Origin of the sequence: Paraglaciecola aquimarina (assembly GCF_032464635.1) — a bacterium.
Classification (GTDB): domain Bacteria; phylum Pseudomonadota; class Gammaproteobacteria; order Enterobacterales; family Alteromonadaceae; genus Paraglaciecola; species Paraglaciecola aquimarina.
The window spans coordinates 4,340,986-4,356,780 of sequence record NZ_JAWDIO010000002.1 but is presented as its reverse complement, the minus strand read 5'-3'; the positions used below and the strand labels follow the sequence as shown (position 1 = coordinate 4,356,780).

Here is a 15,795-nt window from a genome sequence, read left to right as displayed (position 1 = left end):
AGTTTATAGCAAATTTTAAACAGTTGAGTAATGGCAAATTTTATTACAATTATTTTGTTACTATTTTGTCATCTGTTCAGTAGGTTGAGCCTAAAGCCTATGATATTATCCTTCAAATTTTTGGCACCTATTTGAGGAATCTTTTGGCGGTACTTTCTACCTATAATTTATCCGTGGTTAAACGAGATAGATTATTGTTCGAGCAAGTCAATATCTCTGTGCAACAGGGCGCTTTGTTGTACGTCAAAGGCCCTAATGGTGCCGGTAAAACCAGCTTGTTACGGGTGTTAACAGGTTTAGTTGCGGCTGATTCTGGTGATGTATTATTTGAGCAACAAAATATAAAGGAATGTGCGCAGCGCTATCAACAGCAACTCATCTACTTTGGGCATAAGTTGGGCGTTAACCATACGTTAAGCGCCGTAGAAAATTTGCGCTTTTGGTGTGCCGTGCACAACGTTAAGGTTAGTGATACTAAAATCTATGAAGTACTCGAATTACTTGGTTTAGTAGGCTTAGAAGATGTTGCTGTGGGGAGTTTGTCGGCAGGACAGCAACGTAGAACCGCATTGGCTAGGTTTTGGTTAAAAACAGAGTCAAAACTGTGGATTTTAGATGAACCCTTTACCGCGTTAGATACTCAAGGTATTAGGGTGTTGAGTCAAAAATTAGTTGAATATTTGTCGCAAGGTGGAGCGGTTATCATGACCTCTCATCAAAGTTTGGAATTGGATTACCCCACGCAAGAGTTAACCTTGGAATATCGAATTTAATGTCAGCACTCAAAGCAATATTCACACGAGATTTAGCGCTGGCTTATCGTCAGCGCGCGGAGTTGATGCAGCCCATCTTGTTCTTTATTTTGGTTATCACCTTATTTCCGATTGCGGTTGGGCCAGAATCCAATATGTTAAGGGTTATCGGCCCAGGGGTTATCTGGGTCGCGGCTATTTTGTCATCGTTGTTAGGGTTAGAGCGCTTATTTCGAGATGATTTTCAAGATGGTTCTTTGGAACAATTGATTTTATCTGCTACATTCTTGCCGGCAGTTGCACTAGTAAAAGTGCTTGTGCATTGGTTAACTAGTATTTTGCCGTTAATTGTGTTGTCACCTTTATTAGCGTTGTTCTTACATTTAGACGAATCAATGTACTGGGCCTTGTTAGCCACACTTTTATTAGGCACGCCAATTTTAAGTCTAATCGGTGCCATAGCCGTGGGCTTAACCGTTGGATTAAATCGTGGAGGCGTGTTACTCGCCTTACTGTTATTGCCAGTGTTTATCCCTCTGCTAATTTTTGCCACCTCGGCAGTAGAATCGGCGGCAATGCAATTACAATATTCTGGCCAATTAGCAATTATTGGCGCGATGTTTCTTTTTCTTTGGCTTTGGCACCATTCGCCATTGCCTATGCACTTAGAGTGAGTCAAACCTGATGTGGAAGTGGTTACATCCTTACGCAAAAACTGAAAATACCTATAACTTATGTCAAACCTTATTACCTTGGTTTACAGGGCTGGGCTTAATTGCCTTGGCGGTAGGTACTGTTTGGGGGCTCGTTTTTGCGCCGCCGGATTATCAGCAGGGAGACGCATTCAGAATTTTTTATATTCATGTGCCAAGCGCTATTTTGTCTAAGAGCCTTTATACCAGCATGGCCATCGCAGCATTTGTTGGTTTAGTTTGGCAAGTGAAGACAGCCTTTATGTCTATGGTTGCCTTGGCGCCAGTGGGGGCGTTGGTTACATTTATTTCTTTGATAACCGGGGCTGCTTGGGGTAAACCTATGTGGGGAACGTGGTGGGAATGGGATGCCAGAATGACCTCTCAATTGGTGTTGCTTTTTTTGTTTTTTGGTGTGATGTCTCTTTATAAGTCTTTCGAAGATAAGCAACAAGCAGGCAAAGCCGCTGCTGTTATGGCCATTGTTGGCATAATCAATTTGCCGATCATCCATTATTCAGTGGAATGGTGGAATTCTTTGCATCAAGGGGCGACCCTAATGAAAGTAGATGAACCCTCTATGCCCTTAGAAATGCTATTGCCATTTTTAGTGTGTTTAGTTGGTTGGTTAATGGCCTGCGGTGCCATTACATTGTTACGTATACAGAATGAAATTTTAAGAAGAGAAATGAAACGTCCATGGGTAGTAAAATTGGCCGGCGACGTACAAGCAAAAGCGTTAGCAAAAAAGACGCAAAAAGCGCGATAACGGCGATTAGGATTTAACATGCATTTTGAAAACATCAACGAATTTTGGGCCATGAGTGGTTATGGTCTGTATGTTTGGTTGTCTTTTGGTTTAGGATTTTTAAGTTTAATCATTTTATGGTTGGACTCGATTATGACTAAACGCAAATTATTTGGCGAAATTCTCGCAGAGCAAACTCGTCAGGCTCGAATTAAGGCTGCAGCGCAAAAAACAAAACTTCAGGTGCCTGAAAGTGGAGAATCAAAATGAACCCTAGACGTAAAAAACGGTTACTGGTCGTGTCAGCAATTGTGCTGGTGGTCGGTTGTGCAATTGGTCTAATGCTATTTGCTTTAAGCAAAAATATCGATTTGTTTTATACACCAAGTGAAATTATTACAGGCAAAGACGGAGTGATCCCACAAGTCGGTCAACGTTTGCGTATTGGCGGCATGGTAGTACCAGGCTCGGTAAAACGTAACCAAGAAACGCTAGATGTGAGCTTTGATCTGCAAGACACTGGGCCAATAGTGACTGTTAGTTACCATGGTTTATTGCCTGATTTATTCCGCGAAGGCCAAGGTATAGTCGCCACGGGTATTCTAACCGCAAACAATCATATTCAGGCCCATGAAGTATTGGCCAAGCATGATGAAGAATATATGCCACCAGAGTTAGCCGAAAAAATGAAAGGTATTAAACACGTTAACCCTAATCAAAGTAATAACGAGTCTGGGAGTGGATATTAATTATGTTAGCTGAACTCGGGAATTTCTCTTTGGTCATGGCGTTAATGATGGCTGTGTTGTTAGCCGTTTGTCCTATGTGGGGAGCCTACAAAAATCAACATCATTTAATGGCCATGGCTAAGCCGTTGGCGATTGGCATGTTTTTATTTACGGCTTTTTCCTATTTTTGTTTAACCTATGCTTTTGTCACCGATGACTTTAGTTTGGCTTATGTCGCCAATACTTCTAGTACTTCTTTGCCTATTCAATACAAGTACACAGGTGTTTGGGGCGGCCATGAAGGCTCATTCTTACTTTGGGTGATGATATTTTCTATATGGACAGTAGCTGTTGCACTGTTCAGTAAAGCGATCCCAGTCAAAATGGTTGCTCGAGTATTGGCGATATTAGGTGCAATTGGCATCGGCTTCTATTTATTTATGTTGCTCACTTCAAACCCATTTGACCGTTTGTTGCCTTTTATCCCATAGATGGCAAAGATCTTAATCCGCTTCTACAGGATTTTGGCATGATCATACACCCGCCAATGTTGTACATGGGGTATGTGGGATTCTCGGTAGCGTTTTCTTTTGCGATTGCTGCATTAATTTCAGGGCAGCTCGATTCGACTTGGGCTCGTTGGTCAAGACCTTGGACAATAGCTGCGTGGTCGTTTCTAACCTTGGGTTTAGCCTTAGGTAGTTGGTGGGCCTATTACGAACTTGGCTGGGGCGGTTGGTGGTTCTGGGATCCATCAGAAAATGCAGCCTTTATGCCATGGTTGGCTGGCACCGCGTTAATGCACAGCTTAGCGGTAACCGAAAAGCGGAAAGTGTTCAAATCGTGGACAGTATTTTTAGCTATAGCCGCATTTTCATTGAGCCTTTTAGGTACGTTCTTGATCCGCTCTGGTGTTTTGGTGTCGGTTCACGCTTTTGCCAGTGATCCAAGCCGTGGTTTGTTTATTTTAGGTTTATTGGCAGTAATCATTGGTGGCTCATTGTTCTTGTATGCTCTACGTGCTTCGCAAGTTAAAAGTAATGGACAGTACAGTTTGTTTTCTCGAGAAGTGTTATTAATGGGCAACAATGTGTTTTTAACGGCCGCGACTTTGGTGGTGTTGTTAGGAACATTATTTCCATTAGTGCATAAAGAGTTGGGGATGGGGTCTATTTCAATTGGCGCACCATTCTTTAACCAAATGTTTACCTATTTGATTGTGCCTTTTGTATTGTTTATGGGGATAGGGCCTCTTTCTCGGTGGAAAAATCAGTCTCCTCAAGCTCTATATAAGCAGTTGCTGTTAGCCTTTGCCCTAAGTGTGAGTGCCGCGTTACTGATAACGTTAGGTTATGAACAATCTAGCTATATGGCGGCGCTTGGCTTAACCATGAGTTTTTGGATTGTGCTGACGACTGTGCTTGAAATTAATCAAAGATTACGTCCACAAGGTTCAAATAACGACTTCAATTTTGCAGACTTGAAAAAGTTAACCCGCAGTCATTGGGGGATGGTGTTAGGCCATCTTGGTTTTGCGGTTGCTCTAATTGGTATCACCTTAGTGAGTGCTTACAGTGATGAGCGAAATGTACGTATGGCGGTGGGCGATAAAATAGACGTTCAAGGTTATGAGTTTGTATTCAAAGGTGTGTCACAGTTTTCAGGGCCAAATTATAGCGGCGATGTTGCCAAGGTGGATGTTTTTGAAAATGGCCAGAGAATTGTCACTTTAGCCGCTGAAAAGCGTTTTTATCCAGTGCAAAGAAACGTCATGACTGAAGCGGGGATTGACTCAGGATTTACGCGTGATCTTTTTGTTGCTTTGGGTGAACAATTGAAAAATGGTGATTGGTCTATACGCATATACGTTAAACCTTTTATCGTTTGGATATGGGCAGGGGCATTTATTATGGGCTTTGGTGGGGTGTTGTCTATTTCAGATAAACGTTATCGAATGGCTCGCTTGGCTAAGTCTAAGCCTGCTAAGAGCGATAAAACACAGGCTGACAGTCGTTTAACTAAGCCATTAAAGGAGCAAGTATCTTGAAAAAGACATTATTCTTTTTAATTCCATTAGTCATGTTTTTGGGCTTGTTAGCGTTTTTGTACCAAGGGTTGTTTTCCGATCCGCGAGAACATGAATCCACCTTGCTTGAGCAATCAATGCCTGCATTTGTGTTGCCTGACTTAATGAATACTCAACAGACCTATAATGAAGATATTTTTTTAGGCAAAGTGACTTTACTCAATGTTTGGGGAGTATGGTGCATTACTTGTGCGATTGAGTTGCCCTATCTGAAACAGCTAGAGCAAGAAGGTAAACACATTGTGGGCTTGTATTATGATCAAGATATTGATCCCGATTTTGGGATTAAAACGGTGCAAAGGGTTCAACAAGAAGTTGTTGAGAAATTAGCGCAATTAGGTAACCCGTATGCCTTCAATATTTTTGATGTAAAACGGGATCTATCGTTAGATTTAGGGGTGACAGGTGCACCCGAAACGTATTTGATTGATAAACAGGGTAAAATTCGTATACATCATATTGGTGATGTTAATCCTCGTGTGTGGGAGAAAAAGTTTGCCCCACTGTACGACCAGTTGGTGGCTGAATAATATGTTTAAGTACTTAATAGTAAGCGTGCTGGTGTTGTTTGTTAGCGCAACTCAGGCCATAGAAGATAAGTTCCAATTTGATAATCCTGAGCAGAGCGCTTTGTTTTTAGAGCTGACTAAAGAATTGCGCTGCCCTAAATGTCAAAATCAAAATATCGCAGATTCGGATGCCATGATAGCGATAGACCTAAAACGTAAAGTTCATGACTTAGTACAAAAAGGACAGACTAAGGAACAGGTTATTGCCTTTATGAAGCAGCGTTACGGAGATTTTGTATATTATCAACCGCCGGTAAATTCTATGACCATTTGGTTATGGGTATTACCACTGTTGTTTATTTTGGTTACTCTCACTTGGATTGTAATGAGCCGAAAAAACAACAACCCGTTGTTGATGACGAAAAACTTAAACAAGCCCAAGCACTTCTGGAGCGTGACGAGTGAATCAGTTTTACGTAGGCGCCGCTCTGTTATTGGTGGCCGCAGTTGTAATCATTATTTTTCCATGGCTAAGAAGAAATAGCGCCAAGCAAGAAGATACGTTAACCAATACAGGTATTATTCGTCAGCGCATTGATGAATTGACCTCAGAACAGGACCAAGGCTTATTGTCTGAAAAGGACAGACAGCTATCGGAAAATGAATTTAAAATGGCTTTGCTTGATGAAGTTAAAAGCAAAGATAGCGAATCGTCGAGTGGTAAGTTAGCGGTATTGGTTGCCTTGGTTATCAGTCTTGCTGTTGGCTTAACGGTGTATTACCACGCTAATGAAGTGGATAAAATTGTACATTGGCAACAAACCAAACAATCTACCAGCGAGCTAGGACAACGGATCCTGCAAGGTGATGAAAATTTAACCTTAGAAGATATGCAGGACTTTTCGTTAGGGTTGCGTAGTCGTTTAATTGAAGAGCCAGATGATCCTATTGGCTGGATGTTGCTAGGCAGAGTATCTGCCGCAATCAATCGTGTAGACAATGCAATTAAAGCGTTTGAGAAGTCAGTCGAACTTGATCCAAACAATACTGGCACCCTTTCGAGTTACGCTCAAGCGTTGCTGATGACGGGTCAAGAGCAACAAATATTGCAAGCCAAGCGAGTGTTATTGCATGTGTTAAGTGTAGAAGCAGATAACACCAACGCTATGGGGATGTTAGCCGTAGCTGCTTCAGAACTGGGTGATAAACAACTTGCTTTAGATAATTGGCAAAAGTTGCGACAATTTGTGCCGAAAGAAGATCCGAATTACTTAGCGATAGGGCAAAGAATAGAGCAATTGACTATAGAGTTACAAGGCGGTCAAGCTGACTCAAAAGGGGCGGAGGCACCTTTGACTGAGAATAGTGCGAAAGATGTAGAAAACTCAGGCAATAAAAGAGTGGCTGTTACGGTCACATTGGCTAGTGAACTTGAAGGTCAACTTCCTAAAGCTGGCTATTTATTTGTGTTTGCTCAAGATCCAACAGGACAGGTGCGTATGCCGGCTGCGGTAGTCAAAATGCCTTTGCCTGGCTTGCCAGTGGTGGTCGAGCTTTCCAATCAGAATGCTATGATGGCCAATTATACGCTATCGCAATTAAAGCAAGCTAAGCTAGTGGCTAGGATTTCAGCAGATGAAAATGTTATGCCTGCTTCTGGAGAGTTAGAAGGTGAGCTGGAAGTGAGTTTGAGTGATAGTGAATTAACCAAAGAAAATATTGTAATTAATAAGGTGTTGAAATGAGTCATAAGGTTTTATTGGGTTTAGTCGCTGTATTGTTGCTAGCGGGTTGTGCGTCGGGGGCAACTAAACAGCAAGCGGCTGCATATCAAGATCCAAATGATCCTTTTGAGTCAGTAAACCGAACACTTTGGGATTTCAACTACGATGTATTAGACGCTTATTTTTTGCGCCCTGTTACTATTGCTTATGTGGATTATATGCCCCAGATAGCGCGGACTGGATTACTCAATGTGGCGGAAAACTTGGAAGAGCCATCTAACTCGTTAAATAATTTATTGCAGGGAAAAATAGACGGCACTTTTATTAGCTTAGGCCGCTTTTTACTTAATTCCACTGTGGGCCTGTTAGGCTTAATTGATGTGGCGAGTGAAATTGGTTTACAGCCTGAGGAAGAAGAATTCGGTGAGGTTTTGGGTAAATGGGGCGTAGGTACCGGCCCTTATTTGATGATCCCGGCCATGGGCCCTAGCGATATTCGCAGTGGTGTAGGAGATGTGGTTGATAGTGCTTATTCGCCTATCGATACATTAAACTTTTACCTAACCGTTTTGCGTTCAGGCATAAAAGTACTAGAAACCCGGGCCTCGGTGATTGAACAAGAGCAGCAGTTGAACTCGTCAGTTGATCCATACGCTTTTGTGAAAAGTGCTTACTTTCAAAATTTAGAATTTAAAGTTAACGATGGTGAAGTGAAGCAGTCGGCTAAAGAAGAAGCGTTAGATGATGAACTGGATGCTTTTTTAGAAGATTTGTAGCAGACATTTAGTCATGTAACCTGAATCTTGGATAAGCCGAACCTCTGGATAACGCTCTTTTTGTGTCTAGCGGCGTTGAATTGTTAAGCAATAACACGTTATTACGTAAAACAATCCGCCTTGCTATACACCGAAAATTTCGTTACCGAGTAACATTTAGCTGAGGTTATGTAGACAAAAACATATTAAGCCATTGAATGATATTGCTTAGCGTAAACTAGTGTTTAGCTTAAACGGTACTTCTTATCCAGAACTTTATCCAGAACTCAGGATAATGTATAGCTTGCCCTTTGGGCGTATTAGCAGATACAAAACAAAGGCAGAGTGGGGCAGTTTATGCTGCTTACAGCTTCATTCTGCGCCACTCGTCCTTGATTGGCAGTTAGTAACCTTCTGGGTTAGAAGACTGCCAATTCCATGAGTCACGACACATTTCAGGAAGTCCACGTGTTGCTTTCCAGCCCAATGCCTCACTGGCCGTTTTAGGATCGGCATAACATGATGCGACGTCGCCACTTCTGCGTTCTGCAAATTGGTAAGGGATCGATTGGCCACTTTGCTTTTCGAATTCTTTAACCATATCTAAAACGCTGTAACCCTGACCTGTACCTAGGTTATACGTCACAATACCTACACCTGTTTGTAGTTTTTCTAGCGCTTTTAAGTGACCTGCGGCTAAATCTTCTACGTGAATGTAGTCTCGTACACCTGTGCCGTCTGGTGTGTCGTAGTCGTTACCATAGATAGAAAGTGATTCGCGCTTACCTGTTGCTACTTGAGTGATGAAAGGCATAAGGTTGTTTGGAATGCCGTTTGGATCTTCACCAATACGTCCAGATGGGTGAGCACCAGCCGGATTAAAGTATCTGAGTAAGGCAATGTTCCACTCGTTGTCTGACTTGTATAAGTCACGTAGAACCAGTTCAACCATTAATTTTGACATACCGTAAGGATTAGTCGGTTGGCCTGTTGGCATATCTTCACGTAAAGGCAACTCTACTGGATCGCCGTAAACTGTTGCTGAAGAACTAAATACTAAGTTCTTCACACCATACTTTTTCATGGCTTCGCATAACGTTAGGGTGCCGTATACATTGTTATTATAATAATTTAACGGTTTAGCCACTGATTCACCAACCGCTTTTAAGCCAGCAAAGTGGATGACAGAATCAATCTTATGTTTAGAAAACAACAATTCTAAAATGGTGTGGTCGCGAATGTCACCTTGCACAAAAATTGTTTTTTTACCCGTTAATTCTTCTACTCGTTTGAGTGATTCTTGAGACGAATTACACAGGTTATCAAGCACTATAACTTGATTACCGGCTTCTAATAATTGCAATACTGTATGACTACCTATGTAACCTGCACCGCCTGTTACTAGAATTGTTTGCATACTTAATCTCCTTGTCTGTGTGTGTTAGGAATGTATTTTACGCATAAACCATGATGAACTGGTTTGATGATCAGTGGGTATAACAATGTAACCAACAATGCCCAAAAAATGGCCATCCAATTAGTGGATATTTGAATAATCAATACAAATACTGGAATGACTACCAGTAACTTTAAAATATTAAGTAGTAACTTTTCGGGGCCGGTTAACTTACGCTCTGCGATTTGCAGGGCTTCTAACCTTTGCGGCAATGTTAAATGCTGTAGCTGGGGAATTTTTTTAGTTGAAAAATACAAGGTCATTCTTTAAAGGCCTACTTGCCATCGCTCAATTGGTCGTTACAAAAACGCCCAACTATTTTAACTGTTGGGCGTGTATTCTAGCATGCTAAATTTGCGGTATGGTTAAATTTTAATTAACTTCACCACAAATTTAGTCATGCTAACTTCAATAACTAAATATTCTGAGTGCATAGTTATTTAATGGAATAGGTATCAGCGACTAGTCGGCTAATTTTTCCCACTTCTTTGTCTTTAAGGTAAACACAGCAACGACCACGCCCACGCCAGCACTGACTATACAAATTTGCATGAACAGCTCAGGCATTTGATCTAAGTTGTTCGGGTCAAAATTGCCAGCGAGTAGTCCAGCCACTACGTTACCAATCGAGTAGGTTAAAACAAATACGCCCATCATTTGTCCTGCAAAACGTTTTGGTGAAAGCTTACTTACCGCACTTAACGCAACGGGGCTAAGGCATAGTTCACCTACCGTATGTAAAAAGTAAGTAGCCACTAACCAGTAGGGCGCTACTTTTAGACCGGCGGCAGCATATTGCGCGGCAAAGAACATAACTAAGAATCCACTGGCCATGATAATTAAGCCCAAGGCACATTTGATGCCATAAGAAGGGGTAATCATTTTCTTGGCTAAATTAATCCATAATGCCGCGATAAAAGGTGACAAGGTAATGATGAAAGCTGAGTTGGAGAGTTGAAACCAAATGGTAGGAATTTCGAAAGAACCAATCAGTCGATTTGTATAGTCTTGAGCAAATAAGTTGAGTGACGAGCCGGCTTGTTCAAAACCTGCCCAAAAAACTGCCGACGCTAAACACACCAAGAATAAGGCGCTAAGACTACGTTTTTCGTTATTGCTTAAGTTGCCAAAGAAAAACACCCCTGCAAAGTAAGCCAAAAATATAGCAGTAATAATGACCGCTGCATACTCAGCTGTTGCCACCGGATCTACTACGATACTGCCAGCCATAATTAAACCTACAATGACAGTTAAGGCTACTAAAAATGCACCTATTACTGTCCAACTGGTACGGATCATGGTTGGCGATGATTGCACAGATGGCTTAGCACCAGCATCCCCCAGTTTGTAAATGGTCTTACGGTATTGGATTAACCCTATCGCCATGCCTAGTGCTGCTAAGCCGAAAGCCCAGTGCCATAGCCCTTGTTCTTTTAACGGTCCAACGGTTAAGTAGGCTAAAAAAGAACCAATATTAATTCCCATGTAATATAGAGTGTAACCAGCATCTCGTCGGTTATCTGTTTTGCCATACAGTTGGCCGACCATCGCGCCAATATTGGGTTTAAGTAAACCAGTACCCAAAACGACTAATACTAAACCAACAAAAAATGTCGAGTCGTTAGGTATGGCTAACACCAAATGCCCAGCAAAAATAATCAAGCCCCCATACCATACGGTTCTTTGACAGCCTAAAAGGCGATCCGCTATCCACCCGCCGGGCAATCCCATAAGGTAGACAGACCCTGTGTACAAGCCATAAATTGCTGAGGCAGACGCCACGGTGATAAATAATCCGCCCTCTTGAATACTGGCGGTCATAAATAAAACAAGCAACGCTCGCATACCGTAATAGCTAAATCTTTCCCACATTTCGGTGAAAAATAGTGTGGATAATCCTTTAGGATGACCGAAAAAACCGGTATCTAAATCGTTGTTCGTTGATTCTGTTGTCATTTAAACAGCCTTTAATATTTTTATAGTTTTGGTCAATGAAAGTTGAAGGTAACCATACGCCTCCCTGAAAGGTGCATGTTATTATTACGATCAAGTCTTTCTTATAAACGTTTTGTTTATACTAGAGTCTAGGCAACAACTCAAGAAAACTGGGTGTACAGATAAAATTTTGAGACTTTTTTATATGTGGTTTGTGCCATATTTTATGGGTGCTAACACGCTGGGTAATTTTGTGCTTAACCGAGGCTGTTGATGTTTAGTGCATATATGCTCATAGTACAGCGCAGTATATAAAAACTCAAAAGGCGGTGTGATGTCATTGTGTTAGTTGAAAGCGTGATGAAATAAGAAAGTACTGTAGCAATGTAAAATTTTGCGTTGTTTCTTTAGTTTTTCTGACGAATACGCCTTTCAGGCTTTGTTACTACTAGTTCGCCTAGGGATAGGTGCCTAGAATCATACTTATAGTGTGAACAATGCGCGTTTTATGAACAAAAATTACACATGCAAATTCAATGTCCTCTTAATTAGCACGATTGAATTTATTCGATGCAGAAAAGTGATAGTAAGGTGAGAAATTATTTGTAGGTAAACTGGTAAAGCAATTCTTTAAATTTCATTCATGTGCATTCCAAAACGGTAAGTTTTCCGTTATTATCCCGCACCGTTGAAGTTGAAGGGGAGGCCCTTTAAGATTCTGTCTTAAACAGGGAATGCTGTATGTTAAATAAGCCTAAGTATATTTTTTTATTGTTATTGACTATTATTCTTGCCGGTCAAGTAAGTGCCCAAGCTTTCACCCCTAGCCAACAACAAATTAATCAATTCAAAAACATGTCTAAAGCGCAACAAGAGGCGCTGGCTCGCCAATTAGGTATTGATCCTGCTGACTTTTCGGGAGCAAGTGATAATAGCCAACAAAATAACCAAACGATAACCGACCCGCAAGTAAATAGAGATGTAGACGAAGAGCAAGTTTCGGCTCAACTATCAAAACAAAGCGCGGTAGAAGAGTTAACCAGTAAACTTAAACCATTTGGCTATAGCTTATTTAACGCATCGGAAGAAACAGAAAGTAGAGTGTCGATGGGGCCCACTGAAAATACCCCAGTACCTACTGATTATGTTATGGGGCTATGGAGACAGTATTAATATTAGACTGTTTGGTAAGGAGACAGGGGAGTTTGAACTGTTTGTGAATAACGAAGGGGTTATTCAGATACCAAATTTAGGCACGATGTCTGCCGTAGGTTTAACCTACCAACAGCTAAAAACTCAACTAACAGAAAAATACAATCAACAAGTCATTGGCGTTACCCCTATATTTCTATGGGCAAGCTGCGCACTATCCAAATTTATTTGGTCGGTGAAGCTTATCGCCCAAGTGTATTCACCATTAACTCATTGTCCACTATCACTCATGCCCTGTTCGCAAGCGGCGGGATCAATTCAATTGGCTCTTTACGTAATATTGAATTAAAAAGAGCCGGAAAAACCGTGGCTAATTTTGACTTGTATGACTTGTTAATCTTCGGCAATACAGAGCATGATAAACGCCTCCAGCAGGGAGACGTTATATTTATACCTACCGTGCAAAAGTTGGTGAGTATTGCTGGTAATGTAAGAAGGCCTGCTATATACGAGGCAAAAGGAAACGAAACACTGCAAGACCTTTTAAAAATCGCCGGTGGCGTGATGCCAAGTGGCGCGCTCGATATGGTCCAAATTTCTCGCAAAACGCCACAAACAGGGCTAGAAGTTAAAACAGTTAATTTACTGTCCAATGGGGTTGCAAATGTAGCCTTAAAGAGTGGTGATTACATCAATGTGCCAGATGCTAGCGATGAGTTTTCTAATGCAATAGTAGTAAATGGCGCATATGCCAGCCCTGGACTTATTCAATGGCAGTCTGATTTAACATTGTCGTCGCTCATCAACAAAAACACGCTGTTAAATAATACTGATTTGGATTACGGCTTAATTATTAGAAGAGACAAATTTTCTAAGCAAAGCGAAGTCATTCAATTTGAGCCATCTAAGGTATTGGACCAATCTTTTGATTTGGTTTTGAATAAATTTGATCAGATAACACTATTTAATCGCTTAGATTATGACGAAGACGACACCGAAACCAAAGTTAGCGAAGCAGATGCGGATTATAGCGTAGATCGCATTCAAGAAGATTTAGACGAGAGCAAGGCTAAATATGCACATGAAGCGCAAGTCGCCTCATTTACAGCTAAACAGCTTTTATCAGAAAGTAGTAAAACATATAGCCGTAAGAAACTGCTCGCGCCTATTATCGCGAGACTAAAAGATGAAGGATCAGACCTTGAGACCATCAAGCTGGCAGAGGTGAACGGCGAAGTTAAATACCCTGGGGTTTATCCTATTGCAAAAGGCGGGCGAGTACGCGACCTTATTTTAGCTGCTGGTGGCCTGAAAGAGTCGGCCTATGCACAGCACGCTGAACTGTCAAGAAGTTATATAGATGACAGTCATACCTCTAAAGTTGAACACGTTAATATTAATCTTATCGATGCTTTATTAGGAGTAAGTGCTTCTAATCAGTCTTTGCTAAGTAAAGATAAATTGAATGTGTTAAAATTCCAAATTGGAATGACACTCGCACCATACAGTTGGCAGGAGAGGTTGTTTTTCATGGCACATACGAAATTAAGAAAGACGAGACATTATCTGAAGTTATTCAGCGAGCAGGAGGGTTTACCAAAGAAGCCAGTATTAAAGCTGCTATTTTTACCCGTAAAGAGCTGCAAGAAAGAGAGCGAGCGAATGTAAGTAAAACGGTGGAAGAACTTCGACAACAGATAATTTCAAGCAATGTTTCTGGTAATCAAAATGTGAAAACAGTTGATTATCAAGATGCGAAATTAATCTTAGACGAACTGTTGCAAGTTAAGCCCATTGGACGATTAGTGGTTGATATGTTTACAGTGATGAGCGGTGAACAAGGAGCAGACCTAGTCTTAAAAGATGGTGATAAGTTATTTGTCCCTAATATTTCTCCCTTTGTGTCGGTTATTGGTGAGGTTTTTGTACCGACTACTCATGTTTTGGATGATTCACTAACCTTAGAGCAATATATTTCTCGCTCTGGCGGAGTAACAGAAAGGGCCGACGCCTCTAAAGTGTATATAGTCAAATCTAATGGCTCAGTAAAAATTCCGGATAATAGCTTTTGGTTTGATGGGACCAAAATAGAGCTCGAATACAGGCGATACAATTGTTGTGCCTAGAGATGTGGTTAACTACGAGCGTATAGGCTTATGGCAAACTATGACGCAGATATTTTATCAGTCGGCAGTAGCAGTCATTGCTATTGGTTCCCTATAACTTTTTGAACGACAATATTTGAGCACATAGAAATGACCGACAATACAAAATCACAGCTACAACAAGATAGAATACAGTATGTAGCGATATCGCCCGATTTGCTCAACTCACAAAGTGCTCAAGGTGATGAGGTTGATTTACGAGAGCTTTGGAGTGTAATTTGGGCTGGCAAATGGATAATTATTGCCATTACCAGCGTATTTGCTGTGGCCTCGGTATTTTACGCCTTAAGCTTGCCCAATATTTATAAGTCTGAAGCATTGCTTACCCCGGCTCAAAGTGAACAGCAAGGGGGTTGGGGGCTTTAGCTGGCCAATTTGGAGGACTAGCGTCTTTAGCTGGGGTTAATTTAGGAAGCAGCAAAGTTGATAAAACGGCTTTAGCAATTGAAATTTTAAAGTCTAGAGAATTTTTCGCGAAATTTGTAGCAAAGCACAATGTTTTACCAAACTTAATGGCCGTTAAAAGTTGGAATGCGGCAAATAATACGCTTATATATAATAATGAGATTTACTTAACTGACAGTGATGAATGGATCAGACAAGTTACTGCTCCTAAAAAGGTCATCCCATCAATTCAAGAAGCTAAAAAAGAATTCGAGGCTTTATTTAGTGTGAAGCAAGACCAAAACTCAGGAATGGTGACAATTAGTGTAGAGCACCTCTCTCCTGAAATAGCTAAACAATGGGTAGATTGGCTAGTAGAAGATCTCAATCTTGAAATGAAAACCCGTGATAAGGAAGAAGCAGAAAAAAGTATTGCTTATCTTCAGTCACAAATTGATAAAACCACAATATTTGAGCATAAGACTTTACTTTATCAGTTGATCGAAGAGCAAACTAAAACGTTGATGTTTGCAGAAGTGCGAGACGAATATGTGTTTAAAACTATTGACCCAGCTTTAGTGCCTGAAGTAAAAGCTAAACCCAAACGGGCACTTATTGTAATTTTAGGTGTACTGCTAGGTGGTATTACATCGGTACTTTTGGTGTTAATTCGTTATTTTACTGCTAATAACTCCAGATCAGATTAACT

14 protein-coding genes and 5 pseudogenes are annotated in these 15,795 nt (G+C 41.0%); 16 read left to right on the top strand and 3 right to left on the bottom strand.

Annotated elements, in window-relative coordinates:
• Positions 1–143 precede the first annotated feature (143 nt).
• The 10 genes and pseudogenes from ccmA (at position 144) to RS130_RS21555 (ending at position 8,015) form a co-directional block, all read left to right on the top strand.
• Positions 144–773, top strand: coding sequence for a cytochrome c biogenesis heme-transporting ATPase CcmA (ccmA, locus tag RS130_RS21600; RefSeq protein WP_316027640.1), 630 nt, complete (start codon positions 144–146; stop codon positions 771–773).
• A pseudogene (ccmB, locus tag RS130_RS21595) lies at positions 773–1,437 on the top strand (heme exporter protein CcmB). The gene ccmA and the pseudogene ccmB overlap by 1 nt, the downstream one beginning before the upstream one ends.
• Complete coding sequence (locus tag RS130_RS21590; RefSeq protein ID WP_316027639.1) at positions 1,437–2,213, top strand: heme ABC transporter permease; 777 nt, start codon at positions 1,437–1,439, stop codon at positions 2,211–2,213. The pseudogene ccmB and the gene RS130_RS21590 overlap by 1 nt, the downstream one beginning before the upstream one ends.
• Positions 2,214–2,231: 18 nt before the next feature.
• Positions 2,232–2,462 carry a heme exporter protein CcmD gene (gene ccmD, locus RS130_RS21585; RefSeq protein ID WP_316027638.1) on the top strand — a complete coding sequence of 77 codons (231 nt, stop codon included), beginning with the start codon at positions 2,232–2,234 and terminating at the stop codon, positions 2,460–2,462.
• Positions 2,459–2,941, top strand: a complete 483-nt coding sequence (gene ccmE, locus RS130_RS21580) for a cytochrome c maturation protein CcmE (protein WP_316027637.1) — start codon at positions 2,459–2,461, stop codon at positions 2,939–2,941. Before ccmD ends, ccmE begins: the two co-directional genes overlap by 4 nt.
• Before the next feature lie 2 nt (positions 2,942–2,943).
• Positions 2,944–4,967, top strand: a pseudogene (locus RS130_RS21575) (heme lyase CcmF/NrfE family subunit).
• A complete protein-coding gene (locus tag RS130_RS21570; protein ID WP_316027636.1) occupies positions 4,964–5,536 on the top strand; it encodes a DsbE family thiol:disulfide interchange protein in 573 nt (190 codons plus the stop codon). Before RS130_RS21575 ends, RS130_RS21570 begins: the two are co-directional and overlap by 4 nt.
• Before the next feature lies 1 nt (position 5,537).
• Positions 5,538–6,059, top strand: a complete 522-nt coding sequence (locus RS130_RS21565; RefSeq protein ID WP_428982823.1) for a cytochrome c-type biogenesis protein — start codon at positions 5,538–5,540, stop codon at positions 6,057–6,059.
• A complete protein-coding gene (ccmI, locus tag RS130_RS21560; RefSeq protein WP_316027635.1) occupies positions 5,977–7,260 on the top strand; it encodes a c-type cytochrome biogenesis protein CcmI in 1,284 nt (427 codons plus the stop codon). The genes RS130_RS21565 and ccmI overlap by 83 nt, the downstream gene beginning before the upstream one ends.
• Positions 7,257–8,015, top strand: coding sequence for an MlaA family lipoprotein (locus RS130_RS21555; protein WP_316027634.1), 759 nt, complete (start codon positions 7,257–7,259; stop codon positions 8,013–8,015). Before ccmI ends, RS130_RS21555 begins: the two co-directional genes overlap by 4 nt.
• A gap of 382 nt (positions 8,016–8,397) precedes the next feature.
• Here the strand turns inward: RS130_RS21555 and galE are convergent, their stop codons facing one another.
• From galE to RS130_RS21540, 3 genes are all read right to left on the bottom strand, one after another.
• Entirely contained in the window at positions 8,398–9,411 is a 1,014-nt protein-coding gene (gene galE / locus RS130_RS21550) for a UDP-glucose 4-epimerase GalE (protein ID WP_316027633.1), read from the bottom strand.
• Positions 9,412–9,413: 2 nt separating this feature from the next.
• Complete coding sequence (locus tag RS130_RS21545) at positions 9,414–9,713, bottom strand: DUF6170 family protein (RefSeq protein WP_316027632.1); 300 nt, start codon at positions 9,711–9,713, stop codon at positions 9,414–9,416.
• 199 nt (positions 9,714–9,912) lie between these two features.
• Positions 9,913–11,406, bottom strand: coding sequence for a peptide MFS transporter (locus tag RS130_RS21540; protein WP_316027631.1), 1,494 nt, complete (start codon positions 11,404–11,406; stop codon positions 9,913–9,915).
• A gap of 720 nt (positions 11,407–12,126) precedes the next feature.
• Here RS130_RS21540 and RS130_RS21535 point away from each other — a divergent pair.
• The 6 genes and pseudogenes from RS130_RS21535 (at position 12,127) to RS130_RS21510 (ending at position 15,793) form a co-directional block, all read left to right on the top strand.
• Positions 12,127–12,558: a hypothetical protein gene (locus tag RS130_RS21535; protein ID WP_316027630.1), complete on the top strand. Its 432-nt coding sequence runs from the start codon at positions 12,127–12,129 to the stop codon at positions 12,556–12,558.
• Entirely contained in the window at positions 12,530–12,886 is a 357-nt protein-coding gene (locus RS130_RS21530) for a polysaccharide biosynthesis/export family protein (protein ID WP_316027629.1), read from the top strand. Before RS130_RS21535 ends, RS130_RS21530 begins: the two co-directional genes overlap by 29 nt.
• Before the next feature lie 17 nt (positions 12,887–12,903).
• Positions 12,904–13,875: pseudogene (locus tag RS130_RS21525) on the top strand (SLBB domain-containing protein); the annotation flags it as partial.
• A gap of 170 nt (positions 13,876–14,045) precedes the next feature.
• Positions 14,046–14,108: pseudogene (locus RS130_RS21520) on the top strand (hypothetical protein); the annotation flags it as partial.
• Between the two features lie 105 nt (positions 14,109–14,213).
• Positions 14,214–14,663: a polysaccharide biosynthesis/export family protein gene (locus RS130_RS21515; RefSeq protein WP_316028120.1), complete on the top strand. Its 450-nt coding sequence runs from the start codon at positions 14,214–14,216 to the stop codon at positions 14,661–14,663.
• Between the two features lie 129 nt (positions 14,664–14,792).
• Positions 14,793–15,793: pseudogene (locus tag RS130_RS21510) on the top strand (Wzz/FepE/Etk N-terminal domain-containing protein).
• The last annotated feature ends 2 nt before the right edge of the window (positions 15,794–15,795 follow it).

Excerpts from the sequence above, each read along its gene's own strand:
- RS130_RS21590 (WP_316027639.1), top strand. The coding sequence starts at position 1,437 with ATGTGGAAGTGGTTACATCCTTACGCAAAAACTGAAAATACCTATAAC.
- ccmD (WP_316027638.1), top strand. The coding sequence starts at position 2,232 with ATGCATTTTGAAAACATCAACGAATTTTGGGCCATGAGTGGTTATGGT.
- ccmE (WP_316027637.1), top strand. The coding sequence starts at position 2,459 with ATGAACCCTAGACGTAAAAAACGGTTACTGGTCGTGTCAGCAATTGTG.
- RS130_RS21565 (WP_428982823.1), top strand. The coding sequence starts at position 5,538 with ATGTTTAAGTACTTAATAGTAAGCGTGCTGGTGTTGTTTGTTAGCGCA.
- RS130_RS21555 (WP_316027634.1), top strand. The coding sequence starts at position 7,257 with ATGAGTCATAAGGTTTTATTGGGTTTAGTCGCTGTATTGTTGCTAGCG.
- galE (WP_316027633.1), bottom strand. The coding sequence starts at position 9,411 with ATGCAAACAATTCTAGTAACAGGCGGTGCAGGTTACATAGGTAGTCAT.
- RS130_RS21545 (WP_316027632.1), bottom strand. The coding sequence starts at position 9,713 with ATGACCTTGTATTTTTCAACTAAAAAAATTCCCCAGCTACAGCATTTA.
- RS130_RS21540 (WP_316027631.1), bottom strand. The coding sequence starts at position 11,406 with ATGACAACAGAATCAACGAACAACGATTTAGATACCGGTTTTTTCGGT.
- RS130_RS21535 (WP_316027630.1), top strand. The coding sequence starts at position 12,127 with ATGTTAAATAAGCCTAAGTATATTTTTTTATTGTTATTGACTATTATT.
- RS130_RS21530 (WP_316027629.1), top strand. The coding sequence starts at position 12,530 with ATGTTATGGGGCTATGGAGACAGTATTAATATTAGACTGTTTGGTAAG.